Raw genomic sequence first — 26,771 nt, forward strand, 5'->3', positions numbered from 1 at the left:
ATCCTCTAATATTATTTGCTACGGCGACGTACGATAAATTTATCAGTACGCTTGTTGCTACGGGTCTTCTTACCTTTGGTCTGAACGCCCCACGGAGTTACCGGGTGCTTACCAAAGTTACGACCTTCACCACCACCGTGCGGGTGATCTACTGGGTTCATCGCGGTACCACGAACGGTAGGACGAACACCACGCCAACGGGTTGCACCAGCTTTACCCAGAACGCGCAGCATGTGCTCAGCGTTGCCGACTTCGCCCAGGGTTGCGCGGCAGTCAGATTCGACTTTACGCATTTCACCAGAACGCAGACGCAGGGTAACGTAGGAACCTTCACGCGCAACGATCTGCACGTAAGCACCAGCGGAGCGAGCAATCTGACCGCCTTTGCCTGGTTTCATTTCCACGTTGTGTACGGTAGAACCGACCGGGATGTTACGCATCGGCAGGGTGTTACCTGCTTTGATCGCAGCATCAACGCCAGATTGGATCTGATCGCCAGCTTTCAGGCCTTTAGGGGCCAGGATATAACGGCGTTCGCCATCTTTGTACAGAACCAGCGCGATGTTCGCGGAACGGTTCGGATCGTACTCAAGACGCTCAACAACTGCCGGGATACCGTCTTTGTTGCGTTTGAAGTCAACAATACGATAAGCCTGCTTGTGACCACCACCGATGTGACGGGTAGTGATGCGACCATTGTTGTTACGGCCACCGGATTTGCTGTTTTTTTCGACCAGCGGGGCAAAAGGTTTGCCCTTGTGCAGCTCTGGGTTCACCACTTTAACTACGTGACGACGACCCGGAGATGTCGGTTTACATTTAACAATTGCCATTGTTCTTCTCCTCCGACTTACTCAGCGCCGCCGACGAAGTCCAGGTTCTGGCCTTCTTTCAGGGTGACGTAAGCTTTTTTCCAGTCGCTACGACGACCAATACGCTGTCCGTGACGTTTAACTTTCCCTTTAACAACCAGGGTGTTAACGACTTCTACTTCAACTTCGAAAAGTTTCTGCACAGCGGCTTTGATTTCTGCTTTGGTCGCGTCTTTAGCAACTTTGAGAACGATGGTGTTGGTTTTTTCCATCGCAGCAGACGCTTTTTCAGATACGTGCGGCGCGCGCAGTACTTTCAGCAGACGTTCTTCACGGATCATGCCAGCATCTCCTCAACTTGCTTAACTGCGTCAGCAGTCATAACGACTTTGTCGAAGGCGATCAGGCTAACTGGGTCGATACCTGCTGCATCACGAACGTCAACCTTGTACAGGTTACGTGCGGCCAGGAACAGATTCTCTTCCAGCTCGCCAGTGATGATCAGCACGTCTTGCAGCGCCATATCTTTCAGTTTCTCTACCAGCAGCTTAGTTTTAGGCGCTTCGAGAGAGAACTTCTCAACAACAATCAGACGGTCCTGACGTACCAGTTCGGACAGGATGCTTTTCAGCGCGCCGCGGTACATCTTTTTGTTAACTTTTTGACTGTGGTCCTGAGTCTTAGCAGCGAAGGTCACACCACCGGAACGCCAGATCGGGCTCTTGATAGAACCAGAACGCGCACGGCCAGTACCTTTCTGACGCCAAGGCTTTTTGCCTGAACCAGTTACTTCAGCACGAGTTTTCTGTGCACGGGTACCTTGACGGGCACCTGCTGCGTAAGCAACAACAACCTGATGTACCAGCGCTTCGTTGAAATCACGACCGAAGGTAGTTTCGGAAACAGTCAGCGCGCTTTGCGCGTCTTTCAATACTAATTCCATTGCTATCCCCTTACGCCTTCACAGCTGGTTTAACGATCAGGTCGCTTCCGGTAGCACCGGGAACTGCACCTTTAACCAGCAGCAGGTTGCGCTCAGCGTCAACACGCACTACGTCCAGGCTCTGAACGGTTACGCGCTCATTACCCAGCTGGCCTGCCATTTTCTTGCCTTTGAACACTTTGCCCGGAGTCTGGTTCTGACCGATAGAACCCGGAACGCGGTGAGACAAGGAGTTACCGTGAGTAGCATCCTGAGTACGGAAGTTCCAGCGCTTAACAGTACCGGCGAAACCTTTACCTTTAGAAGTACCAGTCACGTCAACTTTTTTCACTTCAGTGAAAATGTCAACGTTGATGCTCTGACCTACAGTGAACTCTTCACCTTCAACGGTGCGGAATTCCCACAGACCACGGCCAGCTTCAACGCCAGCTTTAGCAAAGTGACCCGCTTCAGGCTTGGTTACGCGGTTAGCTTTTTTAGCACCGGTAGTTACCTGGATAGCAGTGTAGCCGTCGTTAGCCAGGTCTTTAACCTGAGTCACGCGGTTTGCTTCAATTTCGATCACGGTTACTGGGATAGATACGCCATCTTCAGTGAAGATGCGGGTCATGCCCACTTTTTTACCGACTAAACCAATCATCGTTTCAACCTCTCAATCGCTCAATGACCTGATTAACCCAGGCTGATCTGCACGTCAACACCGGCAGCCAGATCCAGACGCATCAGAGCATCAACCGTTTTTTCAGTTGGCTCGACGATGTCGACCAGACGCTTGTGAGTGCGAATCTCGTACTGATCACGCGCGTCTTTGTTAACGTGCGGGGAGATCAGAACGGTGAAGCGCTCTTTGCGGGTCGGCAGCGGGATTGGACCACGTACCTGCGCACCAGTGCGCTTGGCAGTCTCAACGATTTCCGCAGTTGATTGATCGATCAGGCGATGATCAAACGCTTTAAGACGGATACGGATTCTTTGGTTCTGCATGAGACCAGAGCTCCAATTATTTATAAACGAAAAAAATTACTACCCACATCCATTACGATTGATGGAGGAGTGTAATCGTTCAGTACATAACTCCCCGATTGGGAGTATTGTTTGGCCAGATAACTATCTTATCTGCCGTGCGATTCATATCGAATCGCGCCTGACATAAATGGCAGGCCCGCGCATTATACGCAAATCTGTTCAGGAAGCAACCCATTATTACCACACCAGCGCAGTCTGGAAGCGGGTGCACATCTTTGTATGATTGAAATTAAAGCGATGACAGGCTATTGCGTAACACATTCCATTGCACAGATTTATCCACCACTCCCGGATGACAATATGTATCGCGCTGCTCTATGCTGCGCGTCATCAGGAAGGAGGAACTTATGGACAAGTTACTGGTGGCACCTGCGATTATCGCTGGCGCACTGCTGGGCAGTTTTCTGTGTCTTGCGATTGCACGCTTTCCACAGCATGCCTGCAGCCGCTGGTGGCTGCTGCGCCTTTGCCAGCCAGCATCATGTTGCGATCACTGCGGCGCCCGAATACGCTGGCGCGATCTGATTCCGCTGGTGAGTCTGTTATTGCTGCGCGGGGCCTGCCGCGACTGCCACCAGACGATTGCGCGCCATCACTTCGTGGTCGAATGCATCTGCGCCCTGGGGCTGGGCGCGCTGGTCCTTCTCAGCCCCTCCCCTGCCCTGTTTATCTGGCTGATGTTGTTCAGTGGCATCGCGTTACTCCTGAGCGAAATCGATCGCCGCCGCCTGCTGTTGCCCGATGTTCTGACCGGCCCTTTACTGTGGCTGGGCCTGATGTTTCATATTGTGCTATTGCCGGATGCAGTCGCCAGCGCAGTGACTGGCGCAATTGCAGGTTATCTGGCATTACGTTTACTTGCCAGTGTGTACGCTTTGATATACCGCAGGCAAGGTATGGGCAGAGGTGATGCCAAATATCTCGCAGCTATCGGAGCCTGGACAGGTGTTTTCTCACTGCCGCTGGTTGTCACTATGGCAGCAGCGCTCGGGATTGCCGGCTGGCTGCTCACGGGGGGATGGCGCAGGAAAGCCACCCGGCAACCGTTCGGGCCATGCCTGTCGCTTGCCGGATGGTGGGTGCTCATTGCTCAACATGGAAGTACCGACTGGTTAACTGGCCTCTTTAAGTTGTGACTGCAGATAATTATGAATGCCGAGTTTCTCGATAAGGCTAAGTTCAGTTTCAAGAAAATCGATATGCCCTTCTTCATCGGCGAGAATATCGATCATCATGTCGCGACTGACATAGTCATGCACTTTATCGGCATAGGCGATCGCTTCGCGCAGATCTTTCGCGCCTTCCAGTTCCAGCTGCAGGTCTGAGTGCAGTATCTCATGCACATCTTCGCCAATCCGTAAGCGCCCGAGATTCTGCAGATTGGGAACCCCTTCAAGAAACAGTATGCGTTCACTGTATTTGTCCGCATGTTTCATTTCATCGATAGATTCGTGGTACTCAACATCATTCAGGCGCATCAGTCCCCAGTTTTTGAACATCCGCGCATGGAGAAAATACTGATTGATCGCAACCAGTTCATTGCCCAACAGTTTATTGAGATGATTGATGGTCTTTGCATCGCCCTTCATTTTGCTTCCTCCGCTGCCAGTTAATATCAGCGTAGATGTCGCGGGAAGGAAGTCAAAATACCTTGACTAAAAGCAGGGTTATTAGGCGATCTCTTTGTATGGCGGGGCGTGTTGCAACTCTTCATCCATAATTTCGCGCGCATAGCGAATACATTTACCGCACTGCTTTCCGACGGGCACTAACTGACGCAGATGCTGGATGGATTTTGGCTGGTAACGACGGACCACTTCACGCAACGTTTTATCACTGATGGCGTGGCACAGACAAACGTACATCTCACGACTCCGGTATACTTTCTGCTCTTAAGTGTAAATGCGAATCGTTTTTGTTTCAATGCGTGATAATTACGCAACAAGCCCATCCACAGGAAGTGGCTGAAGGGAGATAAAAAAAAGAGCACCGAAGTGCTCTTTTTTCGTTTGCTGTGGTGACCAGCCGAAACGGGTCACGCAATCTCATCAATTACTTGATGATTTTCGCAACAACACCAGCGCCAACAGTACGGCCGCCTTCACGGATTGCGAAACGCAGACCGTCATCCATCGCAATTGGGTGGATCAGAGTAACAACCATTTTGATGTTGTCGCCTGGCATTACCATCTCAACGCCTTCTGGCAGTTCGATGGTACCGGTCACGTCAGTAGTACGGAAGTAGAACTGTGGACGGTAGCCTTTGAAGAACGGAGTATGACGGCCGCCTTCGTCTTTAGACAGGATGTACACTTCTGATTCGAAATCAGTGTGTGGCTTGATGGTGCCTGGCTTAGCCAGAACCTGACCACGTTCGATTTCTTCACGTTTGATACCACGCAGCAGAACACCAACGTTCTCACCAGCCTGACCCTGATCCAGCAGTTTGCGGAACATTTCAACGCCAGTACAGGTAGATTTCGCAGTATCTTTGATACCAACGATTTCAACTTCTTCACCAACTTTGATGATACCGCGCTCTACACGACCGGTAACAACGGTACCACGACCGGAGATGGAGAATACGTCTTCGATTGGCAGCAGGAATGGCAGATCGATAGCACGTACTGGTTCTGGAATGTAGGTATCCAGGTGGCCAGCCAGCTCGATGATCTTCTCTTCCCACTCAGCTTCGCCTTCCAGCGCTTTCAGCGCAGAACCACGAACGATTGGGGTGTCGTCGCCTGGGAAGTCGTACTGAGACAGCAGGTCACGGACTTCCATCTCAACCAGTTCCAGCAGCTCTTCGTCATCAACCATGTCACATTTGTTCAGGAACACGATGATGTAAGGAACGCCAACCTGACGACCCAGCAGGATGTGCTCACGGGTCTGAGGCATTGGGCCGTCAGTCGCAGCAACAACCAGGATAGCGCCGTCCATCTGAGCAGCACCGGTGATCATGTTTTTCACATAGTCGGCGTGGCCTGGGCAGTCAACGTGCGCGTAGTGGCGGCTTGGGGTTTCATATTCAACGTGTGAAGTGTTGATGGTGATACCACGAGCTTTTTCTTCTGGTGCGTTATCGATCTGATCGAAAGCACGAGCAGAACCGCCGTAGGTTTTAGCCAGAACGGTGGTGATAGCTGCAGTCAGAGTGGTTTTACCGTGGTCAACGTGACCGATGGTGCCCACGTTTACGTGCAGTTTGTTACGTTGAAATTGTTCTTTCGCCATGGCGATCATCCTTAGAGTTATGCCTTCATCTCATGACGAAGGCATCGATTTAACTATTGTTTAACCGTAGCCTTATTTGCCACGAGCTTCAATAACGGCCTGAGCGACGTTGTTCGGCGCATCATCGTACTTCAGGAACTCCATGGAGTAAGAAGCACGGCCTTTAGTCAGAGAACGCAGCTGAGTTGCATATCCGAACATTTCAGACAGTGGAACTTCAGCATGGATCTGAACGCCAGTAGCGTTAGATTCCTGTCCTTTCAGCATACCACGACGACGGCTAAGGTCACCGATTACGTCACCGGTGTTCTCTTCCGGAGTCTCTACTTCAACCTTCATGATTGGTTCAAGCAGAACTGGAGTTGCTTTCTTAAAGCCATCTTTAAAGGCGATAGAAGCAGCCAGTTTAAACGCCAGCTCGGAGGAGTCGACATCATGGTATGAACCGAAGTGCAGACGAACACCCAGATCTACTACCGGATAACCCGCCAGCGGACCAGATTTCAGCTGCTCCTGGATACCTTTATCAACCGCAGGGATGTATTCACCAGGGATTACACCACCTTTGATATCGTTGATAAATTCGTAGCCTTTCGGGTTTGAACCCGGCTCCAGTGGGTACATGTCGATAACAACATGACCGTACTGACCACGACCACCAGACTGCTTGGCGTGTTTACCTTCGATATCGGTAACTTTAGAGCGAATCGCTTCGCGATAAGCAACCTGAGGTTTACCGACGTTCGCTTCAACGTTGAATTCACGCTTCATACGGTCAACGATGATGTCGAGGTGCAGTTCACCCATACCTGCGATGATGGTCTGGTTAGACTCTTCGTCAGTCCATACGCGGAATGACGGGTCTTCTTTCGCCAGACGCCCCAGAGCCAGACCCATTTTTTCCTGGTCAGCTTTGGTTTTCGGCTCAACAGCGATGGAGATTACCGGCTCAGGGAATTCCATACGCTCCAGAATGATGACGTTGTCTGGGTCACACAGGGTGTCACCAGTAGTCACTTCTTTCAGACCGATCGCTGCAGCGATGTCGCCCGCGCGAACTTCTTTGATCTCTTCACGTTTGTTAGCGTGCATCTGTACGATACGGCCCAGACGCTCACGCTGAGATTTCACCGGGTTGTACACGGTGTCACCGGAGTTAACCACACCAGAGTAAACGCGGAAGAAGGTCAGGTTACCTACAAACGGGTCGGTAGCGATTTTGAACGCCAGAGCAGCAAACGGCTCGTTGTCGTCAGAGTGACGCACAGCCGGAGTGTCTTTACCGTCGTCCAGGATACCGTTAATCGCGGTAACGTCAGTTGGTGCTGGCAGGTATTCGATAACCGCATCCAGCATCGCCTGAACACCTTTGTTCTTAAATGCAGAACCACAGGTTACCAGGATGATTTCGTTGTTCAGCACGCGCTGACGCAGAGCTGCTTTGATCTCTTCTTCAGCCAGCTCTTCACCGCCGAAGAATTTCTCCATCAGCTCTTCAGAAGCTTCAGCTGCTGCTTCGATCAGCTTGCCGCGCCATTCTTCAGCCAGTTCAACCATGTCAGCCGGGATATCTTCGTATACGAAGGTTACGCCAGCATCTGCGTCGTTCCAGTTGATTGCTTTCATCTTGATCAGGTCAACAACACCGGTGAAGCCTTCTTCTGCGCCGATAGCCAGCTGAAGAGGAACCGGAGTCGCGCCCAGACGAGATTCGATCTGACCAACAACTTTCAGGAAGTTTGCACCCATGCGGTCCATTTTGTTAACGAACGCAATGCGTGGAACTTTATATTTGTTAGCCTGACGCCATACGGTCTCAGACTGTGGCTGAACACCACCAACCGCACAGTAAACCATTACTGCGCCGTCCAGAACACGCATAGAACGTTCTACTTCGATGGTGAAGTCAACGTGTCCCGGGGTATCGATGATGTTAACGCGGTGCGGCTCAAACTGCTTAGCCATACCTGACCAGAATGCAGTAGTCGCTGCGGAGGTAATGGTAATACCACGCTCCTGCTCCTGCTCCATCCAGTCCATGGTGGCTGCGCCGTCATGAACTTCACCGATTTTGTGGTTTACACCGGTGTAGAACAGAATACGTTCGGTAGTCGTAGTCTTACCGGCGTCGATGTGCGCACTGATACCAATGTTACGGTAGCGCGAAATGGGTGTTGTACGAGCCATTTTATTCCTCGGTTTTTCGGACGTTCAAAGTTAGTCGACCCCAGCGGGTTAGCCTTATGAGCGCCCGCTGGTTTAACAACAACTACGTGGTGATTACCAGCGGTAGTGTGCGAACGCCTTGTTGGCTTCAGCCATACGGTGAACGTCTTCACGTTTCTTCACTGCAGTACCTTTGTTTTCTGCAGCATCAGAAAGTTCGTTCGCCAGGCGGAGAGCCATAGATTTATCACCGCGTTTACGAGCAGCTTCAACGATCCAACGCATTGCCAGAGCATTACGACGAACCGGACGGACTTCAACTGGTACCTGATAAGTAGAACCACCAACACGGCGCGACTTAACTTCTACAGTCGGGCGCACGTTGTCCAGTGCTACTTCGAAAGCTTCCAGTTCGCCTTTACCAGCACGCTGAGCCAGGGTTTCCAGCGCGGTATAGACGATTGCTTCAGCAGTAGATTTTTTACCGTCTACCATCAGGATGTTTACAAATTTCGCCAGCAATTCTGATCCGAACTTAGGATCCGGCAGAATTTTACGCTGGCCAATAACGCGACGACGTGGCATGGAAATACTCCGTTGTTAATTCAGGATTGTCCAAAACTCTACGAGTTTAGTTTGACATTTAAGTTAAAACGTTTGGCCTTACTTAACGGAGAACCATTAAGCCTTTGGCTTCTTCACGCCGTACTTGGAGCGAGCTTGCTTACGGTCTTTAACACCGGAGCAGTCCAGCGCGCCACGAACAGTGTGGTAACGCACACCTGGCAGGTCTTTAACACGACCGCCACGGATCAGGATCACGGAGTGTTCCTGCAGGTTATGACCTTCACCACCGATGTAGGAGGTAACTTCAAAACCGTTGGTCAGACGAACACGACATACTTTACGCAGTGCGGAGTTCGGTTTTTTAGGAGTAGTAGTATATACGCGAGTACATACACCACGTTTCTGCGGGCAAGCTTCCAGCGCAGGCACGTTGCTCTTTGCAACTTTGCGTACGCGTGGTTTGCGAACCAGCTGGTTAACTGTTGCCATTAAATAGCTCCTGGATTTAGCTTTTGCTTCGTAAACACGTAATAAATCACCTCGTAATATCACGAGGCCGCAGAATTTTAGGGCTGAGCAAACAGGGTGTCAAGAAATAACCAGGATTACCGCACTCACCAGGTCATCTGTTGTGGGTGTTTGACCGTCAGCGCAACGAAATCAGTATAGCTTACCGTGGTCATGCTGGTTGAAATTTGTGCAGATAAGCCGCGAGCATCAACGTCATCCTGCAACACATACAGCGTCGCGGATGAAGCGGCCAGCAGTGCCAGTTTATCACTGCCAGTCAGCGCGGCCAGCACGCCATCCTGCAGCAATAGCAGATCATCACCCGCTTTCAGCATGCGCAACAGCAGCGCGAAGTCGCACTGATACGGGGACGTCATCAGAGTATGCAGCATGGTGATTCCTTAAAACGTCAGGATACGGTCGAACTGCCCCAGCCGCTCCCGCAGCGCAGTGCTGTTCAGCACATCAGCAGGCAGGACACGTGCCATATCAGCAGCCAGACCACGTTCTGCCAGCGAATCCGCGCAGATATAGTACTGCTCCACCTCATACAGCGGTAACACACCAAAGGTGGCGATATAGTTGCGGGCCAGTATTTTTTCCGGCTGCTGGCTGGCGGTTAACTGCAATACACCGTCGCCGATAAAAAACAGCGCCACATTGTCGCTCAGGGCGGAGGTGGCCAGCACAGCATCCAGTCCTTCACGACCTGCGCTGGTGCCGTGTGGCGCGTGGGTAAAAACAAACGCAATGGAGTTCATCAGAATTGCACCAGCCGTTCACTGCTTAACGCGGCTTCCGCCAGCGCACCTAATCCCACCAGCTCAAATCCCGGCAGCAGATTGGCCCCGGCCAGCGACAGCGCCTCTGCCTGCTGCTGGTCAGCGACACCGCGGCGCAACGCCGCCGCGACGCAGATATGCAATGCCACACCGTGCTCTGCCTGCAGTTGCTGCCAGCCTCGCACCAGATCAAATTCATCGCTGGCGGGCGCGGTCAGCTGGTTGGCATTCAGCACCCCTTCGCGGTAGAAGAACACGCTGCTCAGCGTATGCCCTGCCGCCAGCAATGCTTTCGCAAACAGCCAGGCGCTGCTGGCCTGCTGTGTGCCGTAAGCCGGGCCAGTGACCAGCAAGGTAAACTGCATTAGCGATCCTGCCCGAGGAAGTCACCGCTTTTGAACTGGCGAATATACAGGTAAACCGTATGTTTGGAGATATTCAGGCGATCCGCCACCTGGTTAATCGCATCCTTGATATCGAAAATACCCTTCTCATACAGATTGAGTACGATCTGGCGGTTCTTGGCGTTATTCGACACATTGCGATCCGCACTCACCTCTTCGATGGTGAACTCAAGGGTTTGTGTCACCAGATCCTCTACCGAGGAAGCAAAGTTGACCGACGACGCGACTTCCTTGATTTCCGGCGGCATAAAGGTCGACATAATCTGCGAGAACGGCACATCAAGGTTCATGTTGATACACAGTAAACCAATCACCCGCTCCTCACGGTTACGGATAGCAATAGTCACCGACTTCATCAGCACCCCGCTCTTGGCGCGGGTAAAATACGCCTTAGAAACATTGCTGTCATCGCCGGTCATATCGTGCAGCATACGCAGTGCGAGGTCGGTAATCGGCGACCCTACTTGACGCCCGGTATGCTCACCGTTGGCGATACGCACCGCAGAGCATTTCAAATCCTCCAGCGAGTGCAGGACGATTTCACAATGCGAACCAATCAGCATTGCCAGACCATCAACTACCGCTTCGTAAGACCGCAGAATATCGTGGTCGGATTGCTCAAAAGGTCGTTGCTCCAGTAAGTCTGATTCGATCAGCTCACCCGGACTAAATGGATTAGACATGAAAGAGACACCCTAATAATGGCTGGAGCCTGTCTCAGCGCGGCCTGGGCAGACTCATCATAAGAATTTTGCGCGATGGCTAGTTTAGCAAATCAGGGAAAGCCGTGTCCTGACCTTTATTAAGAAATGCGGAGAATGTCGGTCAGCGGTAAAAACAACACCGCCGCAATGTCTGCGGCGGTGTGGGTCGGGCGATTACTGTACTTTTTTATCAGCAGCAGGTGCCTGCGCTTTTGCATCAGCTTTTGGTGCAGGTTTGATATCCAGCAGCTCGACATCAAACACCAGGGTGGAGTTAGCCGGGATGCCTGGTACGCCGTTTTTGCCGTAAGCCAGCTGTGGTGGGATCACCAGCTTGATCTTACCGCCTTTCTTCACGTGCTTCAGACCTTCGGTCCAGCCAGGGATCACACCGTCCAGACGGAAGGAGAGCGGCTCGCCACGGGTGTAAGAGTTATCGAACTCAGTACCGTCAATCAGGGTGCCTTTGTAGTTCACGACAACGGTATCGCTGTCTTTCGGCGCATCGCCAGTACCTTCTTTCGCGACCTGATACAGCAGACCGGTGTCAGTTTTCTTCACACCTTTCTCTTTGGCGAATTTCACCGCGTAAGCATCACCTTTCTCGGCGTTCTCTTTCGCGTCTTTTTCCATCTTCGCCTGAGCAGCACCCTTCACTCGGCCTTCAAAGGCCTGCAGGGTCTGTTCGATTTCCTGGTCGGTCAGTTTGCTCTTACCGGCAAACGCATCCTGAACACCGGCGATCAGCTGATCTTTATCCAGCGCGATGCCCAGTTTTTCTTGTTCTTTCAGCGAGTTTTCCATGTAACGACCCAGTGAAGCGCCCAGAGCATAGGCTGACTGCTGATCGTCATTTTTGAAGGCTGCGTTTTTTGGAGCCTGAGGCGCGGCCTGCTGAGCAGGTGCAGTTTCTGCTGCCATGGTCAGTGGAGCGTTCAGCGCAACTGCCATGGTGGTAGCTAACAATGTTACTTTAAACAGTGATTTCATCCATTTCTCCAAAACCGAAGCCTCTCACCTCGGGAATCGTTGTAAACCGGTCGGTACTATAACCGGGCGCGCACAAACTACCTATACACGCCACCAAATATAGTGAGTCAACCTGAGACTGTTGTGCTGCCGTTAAGTTTCAAAACAGACATGCAGACAAGATAACCCTTTTTCAACCATAGTGGCGAAATTAACGGCTTTTACCTGGTGAATCGCCCCGCTTTCCCGGTAGAATCAGATAATTCGCCACGCGATGGTTCGCATGCGGTAACAAGAGGAAACAGAATGCAACAGTCATTGTTTGAACAGCGGCTGGAGATGCTGGAAAGCAAGCTGGCATTTCAGGAGCACACGATTGATCAGTTGAATCAGACGGTGGTGCAGCATGAGTTAGAAATGGCGAAGATGCGTGAACAGTTTCGCACGATGGTGGAGAAGCTGAAGGCGGCAGCGCCATCAATGATTGCCTCGCAGTCCGAAGAGACGCCACCTCCTCACTACTAGTATTCATCTCCTTCCCCATTTCATGGGCGAGGGGATCAATTCAGTGATGCCAGTAATCAGCGCAATAAAAAAGGCCGCATCCGCGGCCTTTTTTATCAGCAAAACGATCTTAGTGGCTGCAACCACAGCCGCCATGGCCGTGACCACCGCAACCGCCATGACCATGGTCGTGGTCATGATCGTGGTGATGATGGTGATCGTGCTCACCATGAACGTGGCCGTGCGCCAGCTCGTCTGCAGTCGCTTCGCGAATCGCGATCACTTCCACATTGAAGTTCAGGTTCTGGCCAGCCAGCATATGGTTGCCATCGACCACAACGTGATCGTCTTCCACTTCGGTGATTTCAACCGGCACTGGGCCCTGATCGGTTTCCGCCAGGAAGCGCATACCGACCTGCAGCTCATCAACGCCCATAAACACATCTTTTGGCACGCGCTGCACCAGGTTGTCATCGTACTGACCGTAAGCGTCATTTGCCGCGATATGCACGTCAAACTTGTCACCAACCACGTGATCTTCCAGTGCGTTTTCCAGACCAGAAATCAGGGAACCATGACCGTGCAGATAGTCCAACGGTGCGCTCACCGGAGACTCGTCAACCAATACACCGTCTTCTGTACGTACCTGATAGGCCAGGCTCACCACCAGGTCTTTTGCTACTTTCATGATATCTCCTAACCGTTGAGAACTGAGTTCCTGCCTCATTGGTCTATTTTTAGGTGCAATAATACCAACCAGAGAGGTGCTTAGATTGCGCCGATTGTATCGGAATTCAATGCCGCTGTACCTGTAAGCTTAAAAAAAGCTGGGGTATTACGCTACTCCGGATGAAAAATTCCGATCACTTGCTCATTGCTGCGTACCTGATCACGGACCTGCTTGTCCGCTTCACGCATCTGATGGCCGCACTTCACACACTGCACCACATCGACATTATTTTCGCGCCACATGGCAAGAGTATCTTTTTCCTGGCAGTGCGGGCATACCGCACCGGCGATAAAACGTTTACGCATCATTTTAAACTCATTTTATTTTGCCGTCGGTGGCGCAGAGAGTTCGGTTCCCGCCAGCGCACAGCCACCGGAGCGTACATTCAGTACGTGAGGATGGCGAGCACTGCCCGGGAACAAAATCACCAGCAAGATAGCCAAAATCAGGCAAAATTATTCGAATTCGTCCCAGCCATCATAACGCCGCTTTTCATGCTGCATCTCTGCCTGGAAAATATCCTCCAGTTCACGCCGCGCTTCGCGCACGCGGGAAATGGTCGCGCTGTCTGGCTGTGCTGGCATCAGTTCACGCAGCATGCGCATATCCAGACGACGGAAATGCAGTTGCGCGCGATGCGCCTGGTGCGGATGCATCCCCACACTCATCAGCGCCTTGCGTCCCAACTCCAGCGCACTGGAGAAGGTTTCACGCGAGAATTGCGTCACACCAGCCTGTAATAACTCATGCGCCTCAACACGTCCGCGCGCCCGCGCCATAATCTGCAGATGCGGGAAATGCTGCTGGCAGAGATGCACAATGGTCATCGTGTCTTCCGGCCCGTTGCAGGTGATCACAATCGACTGAGCATTCTCAGCACCTGCGGCACGCAGCAGCTCCAGCTCGGTCGCATCACCATAGTATACTTTATAGCCGTACTTGCGCATCAGGCTGACAGCGCTGATATCACGTTCCAGCACGGTAATGCGTTTCTGGTTCGCCATCAGCAGACGACCAATGACCTGCCCAAAACGACCAAAGCCGACCACAATCACCTGTGGCTTATCGTCTTCCACATACGGTTTTTCTTCGTTGTCGTCCGGCTCGTTAAAGCGGTGCACCAGAATCTTATCGATACCCTGCATCAGCAGCGGTGTGGTCATCATCGACAAGGTGACCGTCACCAGCAGCAACGGCAGCTGATCGCCACTGAACAGCTTCGCCGATGATGCCGCGGAAAACAGCACAAAGGCAAACTCCCCGCCCTGGCTTAACACGCCGGCGAACTGCAAACGCTCAGAGCTGCGCAAACCATAGATCCGCGCCAGCAGGTACAGCACCAGCGTTTTCACCACCACCAGCACTACCACACCGATCACAATCTCAAGGATGTGGGTGTAGAGCACGCCGAGGTTCAATGCCATGCCGACCGAAATAAAGAACAGGCCCAGCAGCAAGCCTTTAAACGGTTCGATGGCGATTTCCAGCTCATGGCGGTATTCACTCTCCGCCAGCAGGATCCCGGCGATAAAGGTACCCAGCGCCATCGACACGCCCAGGCTGTCCATAAACAGCGCCGCACCCAGTACCAGCAGCAACGCCGCGGCGGTAAACACTTCACGTACTCCGGAAGCGGCGATAAAGCGGAAAATCGGCCGCAACAGGAAACGGCCGCCCAGCAGCATACAGACAAATGCCAGCACCTTCATGCCGACGGTTTGCCAGTCTATATGTCCGCTGTCGCCGCCTGCCAGCAAGGGCACCAGCGCCAGCGCCGGGATCACCGCGATATCCTGGAACAACAGTACCGAAAAGCCGAGCTGTCCGGCTTCGCTGCGGTTCATGCCTTTATCGCGCATCAGCTGCAAGGCCATAGCGGTCGAGGACATCGCCAGACCGATACCGCCAATCAGCGCCCCCTGCCAGGAGAAATCCGTCAGCCACAGCAGACCGCCGAGCACCGCAGCACTGAAAATCACCTGTGCCGCGCCAACACCAAAGATCGAACGGCGCAGCTGCCACAGTTTGGACGGGTTCAGTTCCAGGCCGATGATAAACATCAGGAACACCACGCCGAGTTCAGAGAAGTGCAGAATCTCCTCGACGTCGCTGATAAACCCTAAGCCCCACGGACCAATGGCGATACCTGCCAGCAGATAGCCCAGTACCGCGCCGATACCGAGCCGCGCCGCAATCGGCACCGCCACCACCGCAGCAAACAGATACACCACCCCGGCTGTCAGCAGGGTTTGACCTTCCATCTATAAACCTCCGTGCGGCAGCGGTGCCGCCAGCCAGTCGCCATAGGCGCGGGCAAAATTCTTCATCACATCTGCAGGCTGGCGACGCGCCCAGTAGACAATCATCGGTGTCATCCAGTGCATGCGACACAGCTGCGCGGTCAGTTCGAACGGACGCATAATCTCCGTCATCGGATAACGGTTCAGCCCGTTCTGATGATACGCCGCCTCAGGCTCACCAGTAGTAATCACGCTGCGCCAGTACTTCCCTTCCAGCGCATTGCCGCCCATGCCGCTGGCGAAGCCGCGTGCCAGCACGCGATCCAGCCACTCTTTCAGCAATGCCGGGCAACTGTAGGTATACAGCGGGTGCTGAAACACCACCACCTGATGCTCGCGCAGCAGCTGCTGTTCATAGTTCACATCAATAAAAAAATCCGGATAATTGGCGTACAGATCGTGTACGGTGACATGCTCCAGAGCCCATGCCGGTTCCAGCAAAACACGATTGGCAATCGAATCCTGTGATTCCGGATGGGCGTAGAGCAGCAAAACTTTCGTTGGCTGCGACATTGAATCCCCTCCAAATCGTCGTCACAGTGCGGTTTTTCCGCTACCATGCCCGACCAACGGAATATGCATTCCGAACTGCTGATTTTAATACGATAAATTAACATACTCTGACGAAACGGCGCTTATGATTGTTTTCTCCTCGTTACAAATTCGTCGCGGCATCCGCGTGCTGCTGGACAACGCTACCGCCACCATCAATCCGGGACAAAAAGTCGGACTGGTGGGTAAGAATGGCTGTGGCAAATCCACCCTGCTGTCTCTGCTGAAAAACGAGTTAAGCGCCGACGCCGGTAGCGTCACTTTTCCCACCAACTGGGCGCTGGCCTGGGTCAACCAGGAAACCCCTGCGCTCAATATGCCGGCCATTGAGTATGTTATTGACGGCGACCGCGAATATCGTCAGCTGGAATCCGAATTACAGCAGGCAAATGAAAAAAATGATGGTCACGCTATTGCCTCCCTGCACGGCAAGCTCGACGCCATCCAGGCATGGACCATCCAGTCACGAGCGTCCAGCCTGCTGCACGGCCTGGGCTTTAGCCAGGAGCAACTGCAGCGCCCGGTCAGCGACTTCTCCGGTGGCTGGCGCATGCGTCTTAACCTGGCGCAGGCGCTGATCTGCCGTTCCGACCTGCTGCTGCTCGATGAACCGACCAACCACCTCGATCTCGATGCGGTAATCTGGCTGGAGCGCTGGCTGAAAAGTTACTCCGGTACGCTGATTCTGATCTCGCATGACCGCGACTTCCTCGACCCGGTAGTGGACAAAATTCTGCATATCGAGCAGCAAAGCCTGTTCGAATACACCGGCAACTACAGCTCATTTGAACGCCAGCGTGCCACGCGCCTGGCACAGCAACAGTCGCTGTACGAGCATCAGCAGGAAAAAGTCGCCCATCTGCAAAAGTATATCGATCGCTTCCGTGCACAGGCGACCAAAGCCAAACAGGCGCAGAGCCGTATCAAAATGCTGGAACGTATGGAACTGATCGCCCCGGCGCATGTGGATAACCCGTTTAGTTTCAGCTTCCGTGAACCGGAAAGTCTGCCGAATCCGCTGCTGAAAATGGAAAAAGTCAGCGCGGGCTATGGCGAGCGGGTGATCCTCAACTCTATTAAGCTTAACCTGGTGCCGGGTTCACGTATTGGCCTGCTGGGCCGCAACGGCGCAGGTAAATCCACCCTGATCAAACTGCTGGCTGGTGAACATGCGCCCTTACACGGTGAAATCGGTCTGGCAAAAGGCATTAAGCTCGGTTACTTCGCCCAGCATCAACTGGAATTCTTACGCGCCGATGAATCTCCGCTACAGCATCTGGCGAGAATCGCACCGAAAGTGCTGGAACAGCAGCTGCGCGATTATCTTGGCGGCTTCGGTTTCCAGGGCGACCAGGTCAGCGAAAAAACCGAACGCTTCTCCGGCGGCGAAAAAGCCCGTCTGGTGCTGGCGCTGATTGTCTGGCAGCGACCCAATCTGCTGCTGCTCGATGAACCGACTAACCACCTCGATCTGGATATGCGTCAGGCGCTGACCGAAGCGCTGATCGACTTTGAAGGCGCACTGGTGGTGGTATCGCATGACCGTCACCTGCTGCGTTCAACGACGGACGATCTTTATCTGGTGCATGATGGCAAAGTGGAAGCGTTTGATGGCGATCTGGATGATTACCAGCAGTGGCTGAGTGATATTCAGAAACAGGAAGCGCAACAGGATGCCGCGCCGAAACAGGATAACGCCAACAGCGCGCAGGCGCGTAAAGACCAGAAGCGCCGTGAAGCGGAACTGCGTACGCAGACCCAGCCGCTGTGCAAGCAGATCACTCAGCTGGAAAAGCAGATGGAGAAGCTGAATGCGCAGCTCAGCACAGCAGAAGAACTGCTGTCTGACGCCGCGATTTACGATCAGAGCCGTAAAGCGGATCTTACGGCGGCGCTGAAAGCGCAGGCTGAGGCCAAATCTGCACTCGAAGCCTGTGAAATGGAATGGCTTGATGCTCAGGAGCAGCTGGAGAATATGCTGGCGGAGTAAAAAGGCAGCATCACCGTGGCAATAAAATGATCGTACAGGAGCGAGACAAGGCGCCAGGTGGGGAGCGAGCGGAGCATACATCAGTATGTGAGCATCGCGAGACACCGCAGCAACGCAGTCGCAGCCCTGTACGGACATTTTAGAACGGTTTATCGCCAAGAATCGTCGCGCGATGCATCACCCGCCGCTGCGGCAGATAATCGGCATTAGCGTAATGCTGCGTCACCCGGTTATCCCAAATCGCCACATCATCCTGCTGCCAGCGCCAGCGCACCTGGAACTCCGGTTTGGTAATGTGGGCAAACAAAAAGCCCAGCAATGCATCGCTCTCTTTCTGCGTCACATCAACAATCCGCGTGGTAAAGCCTTCATTAACAAACAACGCCTTCCTGCCGCTGACCGGGTGTGTTCGCACCACCGGATGCAGTAATGGCGGATGCTTCGCCACCGCTTCCTGCCAGCGCGTATGCTCCTCTTCCGTTTTGCGATACTTAAATTCCTGGAAGGACTTCTTAAAATCATGCTCGGCCTGCAAACCGTTCAGCAGCACCTTAAACGGCTCTGACAGCGCGTCATACGCCGCGATACCGCTGGTCCACAACGTATCGCCGCCGCTCTCCGGCAACAGCTTCGCCGCCAGAATCGCCCCGGCTGGCGGGGTGTCGATAAAGGTCACATCGGTATGCCAGTTATCATTATCCGGCGGATTATCGTTATGGGTATCCAGCACGATAATCTCCTCCACGCCGTCAGCATGCGGGTACACCGGATGAATATGCAGATCGCCAAACTGCGCCGCCAGCGTCCGCTGCTGCGCGGGCGTCAGCGGCTGATCGCGGAAAAACAGCACCTGATGGCGAATCAACGCATGATACAGCTGCTCAAATTGTCCATCACCCAGTGGGCGACTCAGATCCAGATTGCTGACCTGCGCGCCGATATAAGGCCCCAGCGCGGTGATCGTCAGACGTTCGTTCATTGCACTTCTCCATGCCAGGGGGTCAGACGACGCTGCAACGCCCGCAGACCCAGCTCTAAACTCAATGCGATAGCGGCAATCACCGCGATACCGGCCAGCACCACATCCGTGGCGAGAAACTCCCCGGCGGACTGCACCATAAAGCCCAGCCCGCGCGTGGCAGCGATCAGCTCCGCAGCCACCAGCGTCGACCAGCCCACGCCAAGCCCGATACGCAACCCGGTCAGAATCTCCGGCAACGCACCTGGCAGAACCACATACCACAACACCTGCCAGCGGCTGGCACCGAGAGAACGCGCCGCGCGCAACCGTACCTGCTGGGCGCTTTTCACTCCGGCCACCGCAGACAACGCCACCGGAGCAAAGATCGCCAGATAGATCAGTAAGATTTTCGAGGTTTCGCCGATACCAAACCAAATCACCATCAGCGGCAGATAAGCCAGCGGTGGCACCGGGCGGTACAGCTCAATCAACGGGTCGAGAATGCCGCGCACCGTGCTGTTCAGCCCCATCGCGATCCCCACCGGAATGCCGATTAGCGCCGCAGCAAACAGAGCGATCAGAATGCGCATCAGGCTGGCGCCAAGATGCTGCCACAGGGTGGCATCCATAAACCCCTGCGCACTGGCAACCGTCAGCAACTGATGCAATACCTGCTGTGGCGCGGGCAGGAACAGTGGACTCATCAGCTGCAGTGCGCTGATGCTCCACCACACCAGCAGCAAAACCAGCAGTGTGGCGACGCTCAGCGTCAGCTGACGTGACAGCGGCCAGCGCCAGCGCGATCGGCGTGACGCCAGCTTGTCATTAATCAAAGCACTCATGAGAACACCTCACGTTGCTGGAAAACGCGACTGAGAACATACTCGCGACGCTCAATAAAGCGCGGATCGGATTTGATTGCGCGACAGGATTCGCCTGCGGCATAGCGACGACCAAAATCGAGCGACAGACGTTCAAGAATGCGCCCCGGCCCCGGTGACAGCAGCACCAGTTCGCTGGCGAGAAACACGGCTTCTTCAATATCATGGGTGATCAGCAGCACCTGCTTGCCACTGTCACGCCACAGCGTCAGCAACAGTTCCTGCATCTGCTCGCGGGTAAAGGCATCCAGCGCGCCAAAGGGCTCATCCAGCAGCAACAGACGCGGATCGGCGGCCAGCGCACGCGCAATCCCCACGCGCTGACGCATACCGCCAGACAGCTGCCAGATAAAACGCTGTTCTGCTCCAGCCAGCCCGACTTTGTTCAGCATACGTTGTGCCACCGCGCGGCGCTCAGCTTTACTGACCCCCGCCAGTTGCAAACCAAACGCGACGTTATCCAGCACATTGCGCCACGGCAGCAATCCCTCATGCTGGAACACCACGCCGCGTTCCGCCCCCGGCCCCTGAATTGGCTGGCCATCCAGCGTAATGCTGCCGGATGCTGGCGGTAAAAAACCGGCGATCAGATTCAGCAGAGTGGTCTTGCCGCAGCCAGACGGTCCGAGCACCACCACCAGTTCGCCGGCATCGAGAGTCAGACTGATATCCTGCAGCGCCAGCTGGCCGCCATAGTGTGCATGTAAGTGGGAGACAGAGAGCACCGTGACCTCCTGCTACTTCGCTAACGGTTTTACAAAACGGTCAGTCACATACGCGCTGTAATCGCTGGCAACCTGCGGCACCTTGCCCTGCGCTTTCAGGAACTGCGCGGTATCGACAATCGCTTTATCCACCGGCTTGCCCAGCTGGGCGACCTGCTGTGCCGCGGTGAGATAGGTGTTGCCTTTCACGAGGCCCGGCACCTGCTCGTTCGGCACGCCACTCAGCCGCGACAGCTTACTGAGATTCTCATCCTGCTGCAGCCACTGCTCCGGGTTCTGCAGATACGCCTGCTGCGCCGCCAGCGCACTGCGGGCAAAAGCGGTCACCACCTCCGGATGCTGTTGCGCGAAGTCCTTGCGCACCACCCACACATCCAGCGTTGGCGCCCCCCACTTGCCGACCTGCTCCGAATCCGTCAGCACCGTGCCCTCTTTCTCCAGCTCATTGACCGCAGGTGCCCAGACATAAGCACCATCAATATCGCCACGCTGCCAGGCCGCAATGATCGCCGGAGGTTGCAGGTTCACAATCTGCAGCTGTTCGGGTTTAATCCCCCAGTGTTTCAGCGCCGCCAGCAGGCTGTAATGGGTGGTGGAAATAAACGGCACCGCAATACGTTTGCCGATCAGATCCTGAGGAGAAGCGATGCCTTTTTTCACCACCAGCGCTTCGGAGTTACCGAGCTGCGACGCCAGCAGAAACACCTCAATCGGCAATCCCTGACTGGCAGCTACCGCCAGCGGACTGGAGCCGATATTGCCAATCTGCACATCGCCGGACGCCAGCGCGCGTATCACGCTGGAGCCGCTGTCAAACTTGCGCCAGTCGACCTTCGCGCCACTCTCTCTGGCGAAGGTATTATCCGCCTGCGCGACTTTCGCCGGTTCCGCCGAAGTCTGATAAGCGACCGTGACATCGACGGCTTGCGCATTCAGCGCGGCCAGTGACAGTGCTGCCGCAATCCAGGTAAAACGCCCTTTTCCCGCCATGTTTCACTCCGCTTAAGATAATTGTTTGCTGACCGTGACCAGTTTTAACTGACGGTTCGCCGGAGGATAAGTAATAAAAAATTCTTTTTAAGAGCCAAATCGACTTAGAAATTAATCTGCTTTGTTCATGCAGCAGCCGAAAAAGAGAAAGAGACGAAAAACCAGGAGAAATCTCAGGTGTTGTCTGGCGGCTTGTGGTACTGCTATGGGTTCCACTTGTGATGAGTTGTGGGTAATGAGGTCTGGCATGTCGATTGATAATGTTGCCCGTCTCGCCGGGGTTTCCACTGCCACGGTGTCGCGCGTATTAAACCAACACCTTGGGGTAAAACCCGAAACGCGGGAAAAAGTGCTGGCCGCGATTGCCGCCAGTGGCTACCAGCCGAATCTGCTGGCGCGCCAGCTGCGTACCGCGAAAAGCAAAATGCTGCTGGTGCTGGTTTCCAGTATCACCAACCCCTTCTGTTCCATGGTGGTGCGCGGCATTGAAGCGGAGGCCGAAGCACGCGGCTACCATATTCTGCTGTGCAATTCTGAATCGCGCCTGACGCGTGAATCCGCTTATCTGGCGCTGCTCAGCGGCAAAGTGGTGGATGGGGTGATTACCATGGATGCCATCAGCTGCCTGCCAGGCTTAACCGCGTTGATTGGCGACTCACCGTGGGTACAGTGTGCCGAAGGCGATCCCGCTTATCAGGCATCATCAGTCACCATTGATAACCACGGCGCCGCCTGCGCGGTGGTACGCCATCTGGCGGCAAAAGGGCATCGCCGCATCGCGCTGATCAATACCGATATGCGCTATCTCTACTCGCATCAACGCGAGGCGGGCTATCGTGAGACGCTGACTGAACTGGGGCTGGCATGGCAGCATGTCGAATATGTCAGTGGCGTGGACTACGAGGCAGGCAGCGCGGCGATGGCGCAGATGCTGCAACTGCCACAGCCGCCGGACGCCATCTTTGCCGTTTCCGATGTGCTGGCGGGTGGCGCACTGCATAGCGTGCACCAGGCCGGTTTACGGGTGCCGCAGGATCTGGCGGTGATGGGATTTGATGGCGTGCCGTTCAGTGCGGTGACTACGCCACCGCTGACCACCATCGAACAACCCATGCATCAGCTGGGCGTGCGCAGTGTGCAGTTGCTGCTGGCACGCATTAAAAATCACCGCGCGCCAGTGGTGCATGAAGTGCTCGACTGGCAACTGGTGGAGCGCGCCTCGACCTGACTTAATGCCAGATCAGCAACACGCAGGCCGCGGTCAGCAGGCCCATCGAGATATTAAAGATGGCCCAGGCACGACGGCTGCGCAGGATACGGCCAATCAGCGTGCCAAAACCCAGCCAGATAATGCCGGCAACAATATTCACCAGCAGAATGCCGATGCTGATCGCCATTACCGAGTGCAGATACTCCGCCCCCGCCAGACTAAAACTGGCGACCGCACCCAGCGCCATCAGCCAGGCTTTCGGGTTAATCAGCTGCAGCAAACCGCCCTGCCAGAACGGCATGGGTGTCGCCGGGCCGTCGCCGGTTTCCAGTTTTTCGTAACGAGCTGAACCGATTTTCCACGCCAGCCATAGCAGATAAAGGCTGCCAGCGATTTTCAGGATAAGATGCAAGGCGGGATAGAGCAGTAACAATCCCCCGACACCAAATGCCACCAGCAACAGCATCAGCTGCATGCCGAGCATAATGCCGATCATCAGCGGCAGAGAGCGCCAGAAGCCGAAATTCGCGCCAGAGGCGGTGAGTAACATATTATTAGGGCCTGGGGTAATCGCGGCGACCCATAAAAAACCCAACATCGAAAGAAAAAGGCTCAGTTCCATGAAACGGGTGCTCCCCACCCAGCAAAAATAACTCAGCCATCGAAGCTAACAGCGTGATATGGATCGTACAAGTCCTGTGAAAAGAAATTTTAATCGCTTTGTCCCGCTGGCCGGGATGGGCAATCCACACCTGCAAACCCTGCTGCCGCGACTGATCCGCCGCCGTATTCTGCTGCAGCCACACTGGCAGCGGCTGGAATTGCCGGACGGTGATTTTGTCGACTTAGCCTGGAGTGAAGATCCGGCGCAGGCGCGTGGGAAACCGCGCATGGTACTGTTCCACGGTCTTGAGGGGAGCTTTCACAGTCCTTACACGCACGGCTTACTGCTGGCGTGTCAGGCACGCGGCAGGCTGGGTGTGGTGATGCATTTTCGCGGCTGCAGCGGCGAACCCACCGCCTGCGACGCATCTATCACTCCGGCGAAACCAGCGATGCACGCTATTTCCTGCACTGGCTGCAACAGCGCTGGGGCAAGGTGCCGACCGCTGCGGTGGGTGTCTCACTTGGCGGCAATATGCTGGCCTACCTGATGGGCGAACAGGGTAACGACTGCCTGCTGGATGCTGGCGTGGTGGTCTCCGCACCGCTGATGCTGGAGCCGTGCAGCGCCCGACTGGAGCAGGGTTTCTCGCGCGTTTATCAGCGCTATTTGCTGGCATTACTGAAACAGAATGCCACACGCAAACTGCAGCGCTGGCCCGGCACCCTGCCAGTCGACCTGTTGCAGCTAAAAGCGCTGAAAAAGTTGCGCGATTTCGATGATGCCATCACTGCCCGTGCCCATGGCTTCACTGACGCCACCGACTATTACCGCCGTTGCAGCGCCCTGCCACAGCTGCCGGGGGTGCGTAAGCCGCTGCTGATCATCCACGCCAAAGACGATCCTTTTATGACGCCAGAAGTCATCCCCGATCTCAGCAGGTTACCTGCTACTATTGAGTATCAACTGACAGACAAAGGCGGCCATGTCGGCTTTGTCACCGGAACCCTGCGCCATCCGCAGATGTGGCTGGAACAGCGTATTCCGGACTGGCTTTCCCACTATCTGGATCATTAAGCTGTGATTATTCCCTGGCAACAACTGACGCCCGAGGCGCTGGAAAATCTGATTGAATCTTTTGTCCTGCGCGAAGGCACCGATTATGGCGAACAGGAACGTTCGCTGACCCAAAAAGTGGCGGATGTGCGTCGTCAGCTGCAAAGTGGCGAGGCGGTGCTGGTCTGGTCCGAACTGCATGAGAGCGTCAATATTATGCCGCGCGGCCAGTTCCGCGAGTAAACCATCGCCAGATGACTTTCGGGGGCGAATCGTGTTAACAATGCACATCGCCCGCATCTCCCAGGGAGCTCATTATGTCAGCCAGGCATCCAGTTATTGCCGTTACGGGTTCAAGTGGCGCCGGAACCACCACCACCAGTCTCGCGTTCCGCAAAATCTTTCAGCAGCTGAATCTGCATGCTGCCGAGATCGAGGGCGACAGCTTTCATCGCTTTACTCGTCCGGAAATGGATATGGCCATCCGTAAAGCGCGCGATCTGGGGCGTCATGTCAGTTATTTTGGTCCGGAAGCCAATGATTTTGGCCTGCTGGAACAGACGTTTGTCGAATATGGTCTGCACGGTAGCGGTAAATCACGTAAATATCTGCATACCTATGACGAAGCCGTGCCATGGAATCAGGTGCCGGGTACTTTTACCCCGTGGCAACCGCTGCCGGAACCGACTGACGTGCTGTTTTATGAAGGGCTGCATGGCGGCGTGGTCACGCAACAGCATAATGTGGCAGAAAAAGTGGATCTGCTGGTCGGCGTGGTGCCCATTGTTAACCTGGAATGGATTCAGAAACTGGTGCGAGATACCAGCGAACGTGGCCATTCGCGCGAAGCGGTGATGGATTCGGTGGTGCGTTCGATGGACGACTATATCAATTACATTACACCACAGTTTTCTCGTACCCATATTAACTTCCAGCGCGTGCCGACCGTCGATACCTCGAATCCATTTGCTGCACGCGATATCCCTTCACTGGATGAGAGCCTGGTGGTGATCCACTTCCGTGGTCTGGAGGATATCGATTTCCCTTATCTGCTGGCGATGCTGCAGGGCTCGTTTATTTCCCATATTAATACCCTGGTGGTGCCGGGCGGTAAAATGGGGCTGGCGATGGAGCTGATAATGGCGCCGCTGGTTAAACGGCTCATGGAAGGGAAGAAAATCGGGTAACGTTTTTTAGTCAGGAGTTTTATTTTTTGACTCCTGACTTATTCTGCTTATTAATATTACGATTAATATTTAACACCGTTAATTACCGCGCTACGGGCTGTAATTTGTGAAGCAGCAGGTAATTCCATCATACTTTTCTTTCGGACATAAAAATAAATCGCTATCATCCGCGACAATGGATTCCGTGGATAATAACAGGATGTTATTGATGGCGACTTATGGTGATAAATCAGCGCAGGCGATCCGTCTGCCTACACTTCTTTTTACCACACAGCGACAGATGGACGACTATAATGCAGCAGATATGCGTTATGGCGACATTAGTGTTGATCGTTTGCAACAACATTATAAGCTGAGTGATATATCAGCTTATATCAATCCGTTTACGTATCCTGATCGTGCTCATAGTGCCCGCGTGCTGTTTGATGAGTTTCGTTACCTCTCCGGGACATTTTCTTTTGTCGGTGATTATCAGCCGCTCATCGGCAAGATGATCACGCATATGCAGGTAGCGGATGGAGCGAAATTTACTGATACGTTGCTGGATAAGGCGCTGGCGGAACATAGTTCGCTGGAGAGTTCGTTAGAACGCATAAAAAAAGCGCTAACCATTCACACAGACTGGGAAAGAAATACGTTCCCCAGAACAAAATGGGAAAAGATGCAAGAAGAGATAATGGAGTCGACCCTGCCAAAGTTCAACAACTGGATGGACCGCATTAATGGCCTGACGATTAGTGTACATGACTTATGGGCGGCTAATATCACGCTAAAATCACTTGAGATAAAAGATAACCGTTACAAGGCCGATGTCCATTATCATATCCAGGATCATTTTGGCCTTGATGATAACGATATCACCCACAGATTATATCGTCAGTTTCGCGCGAATTCAGATAATAAGTGCAACGCTCGGACATGATTGTGGAGAGTGTAGGAGGAAGGGTTAACTACCGATAAG

The 26,771-nt window shown here is 53.9% G+C and carries 32 protein-coding genes and 1 pseudogene; 8 read left to right on the forward strand and 25 right to left on the reverse strand.

The features are described 5' to 3' along the window. Positions 1-11: 11 nt before the first annotated feature. From rplB to rpsJ, 5 genes are read right to left on the reverse strand one after another with little or no spacing between them, the layout of a single operon-like run. Complete coding sequence (gene rplB, locus ACSZO1_RS07820; protein WP_437611185.1) at positions 12-833, reverse strand: 50S ribosomal protein L2; 822 nt, start codon at positions 831-833, stop codon at positions 12-14. Positions 834-850: 17 nt separating this feature from the next. Beyond that, positions 851-1,153 carry a 50S ribosomal protein L23 gene (gene rplW / locus ACSZO1_RS07825; RefSeq protein WP_004868363.1) on the reverse strand — a complete coding sequence of 101 codons (303 nt, stop codon included), beginning with the start codon at positions 1,151-1,153 and terminating at the stop codon, positions 851-853. Next, entirely contained in the window at positions 1,150-1,755 is a 606-nt protein-coding gene (rplD, locus tag ACSZO1_RS07830) for a 50S ribosomal protein L4 (RefSeq protein ID WP_437611187.1), read from the reverse strand. The genes rplW and rplD overlap by 4 nt, the downstream gene beginning before the upstream one ends. 10 nt (positions 1,756-1,765) lie before the next feature. Next, on the reverse strand, positions 1,766-2,395 hold the full coding sequence (rplC, locus tag ACSZO1_RS07835; RefSeq protein ID WP_437611189.1) for a 50S ribosomal protein L3: 630 nt from the start codon (positions 2,393-2,395) through the stop codon (positions 1,766-1,768). Positions 2,396-2,427: 32 nt separating this feature from the next. Beyond that, positions 2,428-2,739, reverse strand: a complete 312-nt coding sequence (rpsJ, locus tag ACSZO1_RS07840; RefSeq protein WP_001181005.1) for a 30S ribosomal protein S10 — start codon at positions 2,737-2,739, stop codon at positions 2,428-2,430. Between the two features lie 389 nt (positions 2,740-3,128). On the opposite strand from rpsJ, the gene ACSZO1_RS07845 reads away from it, so the two are divergent. Beyond that, positions 3,129-3,917, forward strand: a complete 789-nt coding sequence (locus ACSZO1_RS07845) for a prepilin peptidase (protein WP_437611226.1) — start codon at positions 3,129-3,131, stop codon at positions 3,915-3,917. Here ACSZO1_RS07845 and bfr read toward each other — a convergent pair. From bfr to fkpA, 11 genes are all read right to left on the reverse strand, one after another. After that, complete coding sequence (gene bfr, locus ACSZO1_RS07850) at positions 3,894-4,370, reverse strand: bacterioferritin (RefSeq protein ID WP_437611228.1); 477 nt, start codon at positions 4,368-4,370, stop codon at positions 3,894-3,896. The two genes, ACSZO1_RS07845 and bfr, sit on opposite strands and share 24 nt — an antisense overlap. Before the next feature lie 81 nt (positions 4,371-4,451). Then, positions 4,452-4,646 (reverse strand): bacterioferritin-associated ferredoxin, encoded by a 195-nt coding sequence (gene bfd / locus ACSZO1_RS07855; protein WP_437611230.1) that lies wholly within the window; start codon positions 4,644-4,646, stop codon positions 4,452-4,454. 187 nt (positions 4,647-4,833) lie between these two features. Then, complete coding sequence (gene tuf, locus ACSZO1_RS07860) at positions 4,834-6,018, reverse strand: elongation factor Tu (RefSeq protein WP_437611232.1); 1,185 nt, start codon at positions 6,016-6,018, stop codon at positions 4,834-4,836. A 72-nt stretch (positions 6,019-6,090) separates the two neighbouring features. Then, positions 6,091-8,205 carry an elongation factor G gene (gene fusA / locus ACSZO1_RS07865; RefSeq protein WP_437611234.1) on the reverse strand — a complete coding sequence of 705 codons (2,115 nt, stop codon included), beginning with the start codon at positions 8,203-8,205 and terminating at the stop codon, positions 6,091-6,093. Positions 8,206-8,298: 93 nt separating this feature from the next. Beyond that, complete coding sequence (rpsG, locus tag ACSZO1_RS07870) at positions 8,299-8,769, reverse strand: 30S ribosomal protein S7 (protein ID WP_437611236.1); 471 nt, start codon at positions 8,767-8,769, stop codon at positions 8,299-8,301. 96 nt (positions 8,770-8,865) lie between these two features. Beyond that, positions 8,866-9,240, reverse strand: a complete 375-nt coding sequence (gene rpsL / locus ACSZO1_RS07875; protein WP_003852912.1) for a 30S ribosomal protein S12 — start codon at positions 9,238-9,240, stop codon at positions 8,866-8,868. Positions 9,241-9,365: 125 nt separating this feature from the next. Further along, the gene (gene tusB / locus ACSZO1_RS07880) at positions 9,366-9,653 is read right to left on the reverse strand and encodes a sulfurtransferase complex subunit TusB (protein ID WP_437611240.1); all 288 of its coding nucleotides are present in this window, start codon (positions 9,651-9,653) and stop codon (positions 9,366-9,368) included. 9 nt (positions 9,654-9,662) lie between these two features. Next, complete coding sequence (gene tusC, locus ACSZO1_RS07885) at positions 9,663-10,022, reverse strand: sulfurtransferase complex subunit TusC (RefSeq protein ID WP_437611242.1); 360 nt, start codon at positions 10,020-10,022, stop codon at positions 9,663-9,665. Beyond that, positions 10,022-10,408, reverse strand: a complete 387-nt coding sequence (gene tusD / locus ACSZO1_RS07890; RefSeq protein WP_437611243.1) for a sulfurtransferase complex subunit TusD — start codon at positions 10,406-10,408, stop codon at positions 10,022-10,024. The genes tusC and tusD overlap by 1 nt, the downstream gene beginning before the upstream one ends. Beyond that, positions 10,408-11,130: a helix-turn-helix transcriptional regulator gene (locus tag ACSZO1_RS07895; protein ID WP_437611245.1), complete on the reverse strand. Its 723-nt coding sequence runs from the start codon at positions 11,128-11,130 to the stop codon at positions 10,408-10,410. The genes tusD and ACSZO1_RS07895 overlap by 1 nt, the downstream gene beginning before the upstream one ends. A gap of 195 nt (positions 11,131-11,325) precedes the next feature. Continuing rightward, positions 11,326-12,141: an FKBP-type peptidyl-prolyl cis-trans isomerase gene (gene fkpA, locus ACSZO1_RS07900; protein ID WP_437611247.1), complete on the reverse strand. Its 816-nt coding sequence runs from the start codon at positions 12,139-12,141 to the stop codon at positions 11,326-11,328. A 285-nt stretch (positions 12,142-12,426) separates the two neighbouring features. Between fkpA and ACSZO1_RS07905 the strand changes: the two genes are divergently transcribed. Next, positions 12,427-12,645, forward strand: coding sequence for a SlyX family protein (locus ACSZO1_RS07905; protein WP_437611249.1), 219 nt, complete (start codon positions 12,427-12,429; stop codon positions 12,643-12,645). Between the two features lie 109 nt (positions 12,646-12,754). Here the strand turns inward: ACSZO1_RS07905 and slyD are convergent, their stop codons facing one another. From slyD to kefG, 4 genes are all read right to left on the reverse strand, one after another. Continuing rightward, positions 12,755-13,312, reverse strand: a complete 558-nt coding sequence (slyD, locus tag ACSZO1_RS07910) for a peptidylprolyl isomerase (protein WP_437611251.1) — start codon at positions 13,310-13,312, stop codon at positions 12,755-12,757. A 152-nt stretch (positions 13,313-13,464) separates the two neighbouring features. Beyond that, a complete protein-coding gene (locus ACSZO1_RS07915; RefSeq protein ID WP_437611277.1) occupies positions 13,465-13,659 on the reverse strand; it encodes a YheV family putative zinc ribbon protein in 195 nt (64 codons plus the stop codon). Positions 13,660-13,809: 150 nt separating this feature from the next. Then, complete coding sequence (gene kefB / locus ACSZO1_RS07920; RefSeq protein ID WP_437611253.1) at positions 13,810-15,615, reverse strand: glutathione-regulated potassium-efflux system protein KefB; 1,806 nt, start codon at positions 15,613-15,615, stop codon at positions 13,810-13,812. Continuing rightward, complete coding sequence (gene kefG / locus ACSZO1_RS07925; protein WP_437611255.1) at positions 15,616-16,167, reverse strand: glutathione-regulated potassium-efflux system ancillary protein KefG; 552 nt, start codon at positions 16,165-16,167, stop codon at positions 15,616-15,618. 124 nt (positions 16,168-16,291) lie between these two features. On the opposite strand from kefG, the gene ACSZO1_RS07930 reads away from it, so the two are divergent. Beyond that, positions 16,292-18,196: an ABC transporter ATP-binding protein gene (locus tag ACSZO1_RS07930; RefSeq protein ID WP_437611257.1), complete on the forward strand. Its 1,905-nt coding sequence runs from the start codon at positions 16,292-16,294 to the stop codon at positions 18,194-18,196. A 139-nt stretch (positions 18,197-18,335) separates the two neighbouring features. Here ACSZO1_RS07930 and tauD read toward each other — a convergent pair whose 3' ends face one another. From tauD to tauA, 4 genes are read right to left on the reverse strand one after another with little or no spacing between them, the layout of a single operon-like run. Further along, positions 18,336-19,175 carry a taurine dioxygenase gene (tauD, locus tag ACSZO1_RS07935; protein ID WP_437611259.1) on the reverse strand — a complete coding sequence of 280 codons (840 nt, stop codon included), beginning with the start codon at positions 19,173-19,175 and terminating at the stop codon, positions 18,336-18,338. Next, the gene (tauC, locus tag ACSZO1_RS07940; RefSeq protein ID WP_437611260.1) at positions 19,172-19,999 is read right to left on the reverse strand and encodes a taurine ABC transporter permease TauC; all 828 of its coding nucleotides are present in this window, start codon (positions 19,997-19,999) and stop codon (positions 19,172-19,174) included. Before tauC ends, tauD begins: the two co-directional genes overlap by 4 nt. Then, positions 19,996-20,763: a taurine ABC transporter ATP-binding subunit gene (gene tauB / locus ACSZO1_RS07945; protein WP_437611262.1), complete on the reverse strand. Its 768-nt coding sequence runs from the start codon at positions 20,761-20,763 to the stop codon at positions 19,996-19,998. The genes tauC and tauB overlap by 4 nt, the downstream gene beginning before the upstream one ends. 12 nt (positions 20,764-20,775) lie before the next feature. Next, positions 20,776-21,753 carry a taurine ABC transporter substrate-binding protein gene (gene tauA / locus ACSZO1_RS07950; protein WP_437611264.1) on the reverse strand — a complete coding sequence of 326 codons (978 nt, stop codon included), beginning with the start codon at positions 21,751-21,753 and terminating at the stop codon, positions 20,776-20,778. A gap of 247 nt (positions 21,754-22,000) precedes the next feature. Here tauA and ACSZO1_RS07955 point away from each other — a divergent pair, with 247 nt between their 5' ends. Beyond that, a complete protein-coding gene (locus tag ACSZO1_RS07955; protein ID WP_437611266.1) occupies positions 22,001-22,981 on the forward strand; it encodes a LacI family DNA-binding transcriptional regulator in 981 nt (326 codons plus the stop codon). A 1-nt stretch (position 22,982) separates the two neighbouring features. Here the strand turns inward: ACSZO1_RS07955 and ACSZO1_RS07960 are convergent, their stop codons facing one another. Further along, entirely contained in the window at positions 22,983-23,585 is a 603-nt protein-coding gene (locus tag ACSZO1_RS07960; RefSeq protein WP_437611268.1) for a LysE family translocator, read from the reverse strand. A 58-nt stretch (positions 23,586-23,643) separates the two neighbouring features. Here ACSZO1_RS07960 and ACSZO1_RS07965 point away from each other — a divergent pair. From ACSZO1_RS07965 to ACSZO1_RS07980, 4 genes and pseudogenes are all read left to right on the forward strand, one after another. Next, positions 23,644-24,644: pseudogene (locus ACSZO1_RS07965) on the forward strand (hydrolase). A gap of 3 nt (positions 24,645-24,647) precedes the next feature. Further along, complete coding sequence (locus tag ACSZO1_RS07970; RefSeq protein WP_437611270.1) at positions 24,648-24,866, forward strand: YheU family protein; 219 nt, start codon at positions 24,648-24,650, stop codon at positions 24,864-24,866. Positions 24,867-24,940: 74 nt separating this feature from the next. Beyond that, positions 24,941-25,810 carry a phosphoribulokinase gene (locus ACSZO1_RS07975; protein WP_437611272.1) on the forward strand — a complete coding sequence of 290 codons (870 nt, stop codon included), beginning with the start codon at positions 24,941-24,943 and terminating at the stop codon, positions 25,808-25,810. Positions 25,811-26,018: 208 nt separating this feature from the next. Beyond that, positions 26,019-26,732 carry a DUF3289 family protein gene (locus tag ACSZO1_RS07980; protein ID WP_437611273.1) on the forward strand — a complete coding sequence of 238 codons (714 nt, stop codon included), beginning with the start codon at positions 26,019-26,021 and terminating at the stop codon, positions 26,730-26,732. Positions 26,733-26,771: the final 39 nt, after the last annotated feature.

Source organism: Erwinia sp. V71 (genome assembly GCF_965644245.1).
Classification (GTDB): domain Bacteria; phylum Pseudomonadota; class Gammaproteobacteria; order Enterobacterales; family Enterobacteriaceae; genus Erwinia.

Excerpts from the sequence above, each read along its gene's own strand:
- rplB (WP_437611185.1), bottom strand. The coding sequence starts at position 833 with ATGGCAATTGTTAAATGTAAACCGACATCTCCGGGTCGTCGTCACGTA.
- rplW (WP_004868363.1), bottom strand. The coding sequence starts at position 1,153 with ATGATCCGTGAAGAACGTCTGCTGAAAGTACTGCGCGCGCCGCACGTA.
- rplD (WP_437611187.1), bottom strand. The coding sequence starts at position 1,755 with ATGGAATTAGTATTGAAAGACGCGCAAAGCGCGCTGACTGTTTCCGAA.
- rplC (WP_437611189.1), bottom strand. The coding sequence starts at position 2,395 with ATGATTGGTTTAGTCGGTAAAAAAGTGGGCATGACCCGCATCTTCACT.
- rpsJ (WP_001181005.1), bottom strand. The coding sequence starts at position 2,739 with ATGCAGAACCAAAGAATCCGTATCCGTCTTAAAGCGTTTGATCATCGC.
- ACSZO1_RS07845 (WP_437611226.1), top strand. The coding sequence starts at position 3,129 with ATGGACAAGTTACTGGTGGCACCTGCGATTATCGCTGGCGCACTGCTG.
- bfr (WP_437611228.1), bottom strand. The coding sequence starts at position 4,370 with ATGAAGGGCGATGCAAAGACCATCAATCATCTCAATAAACTGTTGGGC.
- bfd (WP_437611230.1), bottom strand. The coding sequence starts at position 4,646 with ATGTACGTTTGTCTGTGCCACGCCATCAGTGATAAAACGTTGCGTGAA.
- tuf (WP_437611232.1), bottom strand. The coding sequence starts at position 6,018 with ATGGCGAAAGAACAATTTCAACGTAACAAACTGCACGTAAACGTGGGC.
- fusA (WP_437611234.1), bottom strand. The coding sequence starts at position 8,205 with ATGGCTCGTACAACACCCATTTCGCGCTACCGTAACATTGGTATCAGT.
- rpsG (WP_437611236.1), bottom strand. The coding sequence starts at position 8,769 with ATGCCACGTCGTCGCGTTATTGGCCAGCGTAAAATTCTGCCGGATCCT.
- rpsL (WP_003852912.1), bottom strand. The coding sequence starts at position 9,240 with ATGGCAACAGTTAACCAGCTGGTTCGCAAACCACGCGTACGCAAAGTT.
- tusB (WP_437611240.1), bottom strand. The coding sequence starts at position 9,653 with ATGCTGCATACTCTGATGACGTCCCCGTATCAGTGCGACTTCGCGCTG.
- tusC (WP_437611242.1), bottom strand. The coding sequence starts at position 10,022 with ATGAACTCCATTGCGTTTGTTTTTACCCACGCGCCACACGGCACCAGC.
- tusD (WP_437611243.1), bottom strand. The coding sequence starts at position 10,408 with ATGCAGTTTACCTTGCTGGTCACTGGCCCGGCTTACGGCACACAGCAG.
- ACSZO1_RS07895 (WP_437611245.1), bottom strand. The coding sequence starts at position 11,130 with ATGTCTAATCCATTTAGTCCGGGTGAGCTGATCGAATCAGACTTACTG.
- fkpA (WP_437611247.1), bottom strand. The coding sequence starts at position 12,141 with ATGAAATCACTGTTTAAAGTAACATTGTTAGCTACCACCATGGCAGTT.
- ACSZO1_RS07905 (WP_437611249.1), top strand. The coding sequence starts at position 12,427 with ATGCAACAGTCATTGTTTGAACAGCGGCTGGAGATGCTGGAAAGCAAG.
- slyD (WP_437611251.1), bottom strand. The coding sequence starts at position 13,312 with ATGAAAGTAGCAAAAGACCTGGTGGTGAGCCTGGCCTATCAGGTACGT.
- ACSZO1_RS07915 (WP_437611277.1), bottom strand. The coding sequence starts at position 13,659 with ATGCGTAAACGTTTTATCGCCGGTGCGGTATGCCCGCACTGCCAGGAA.
- kefB (WP_437611253.1), bottom strand. The coding sequence starts at position 15,615 with ATGGAAGGTCAAACCCTGCTGACAGCCGGGGTGGTGTATCTGTTTGCT.
- kefG (WP_437611255.1), bottom strand. The coding sequence starts at position 16,167 with ATGTCGCAGCCAACGAAAGTTTTGCTGCTCTACGCCCATCCGGAATCA.
- ACSZO1_RS07930 (WP_437611257.1), top strand. The coding sequence starts at position 16,292 with ATGATTGTTTTCTCCTCGTTACAAATTCGTCGCGGCATCCGCGTGCTG.
- tauD (WP_437611259.1), bottom strand. The coding sequence starts at position 19,175 with ATGAACGAACGTCTGACGATCACCGCGCTGGGGCCTTATATCGGCGCG.
- tauC (WP_437611260.1), bottom strand. The coding sequence starts at position 19,999 with ATGAGTGCTTTGATTAATGACAAGCTGGCGTCACGCCGATCGCGCTGG.
- tauA (WP_437611264.1), bottom strand. The coding sequence starts at position 21,753 with ATGGCGGGAAAAGGGCGTTTTACCTGGATTGCGGCAGCACTGTCACTG.
- ACSZO1_RS07955 (WP_437611266.1), top strand. The coding sequence starts at position 22,001 with ATGTCGATTGATAATGTTGCCCGTCTCGCCGGGGTTTCCACTGCCACG.
- ACSZO1_RS07960 (WP_437611268.1), bottom strand. The coding sequence starts at position 23,585 with ATGGAACTGAGCCTTTTTCTTTCGATGTTGGGTTTTTTATGGGTCGCC.
- ACSZO1_RS07975 (WP_437611272.1), top strand. The coding sequence starts at position 24,941 with ATGTCAGCCAGGCATCCAGTTATTGCCGTTACGGGTTCAAGTGGCGCC.
- ACSZO1_RS07980 (WP_437611273.1), top strand. The coding sequence starts at position 26,019 with ATGGCGACTTATGGTGATAAATCAGCGCAGGCGATCCGTCTGCCTACA.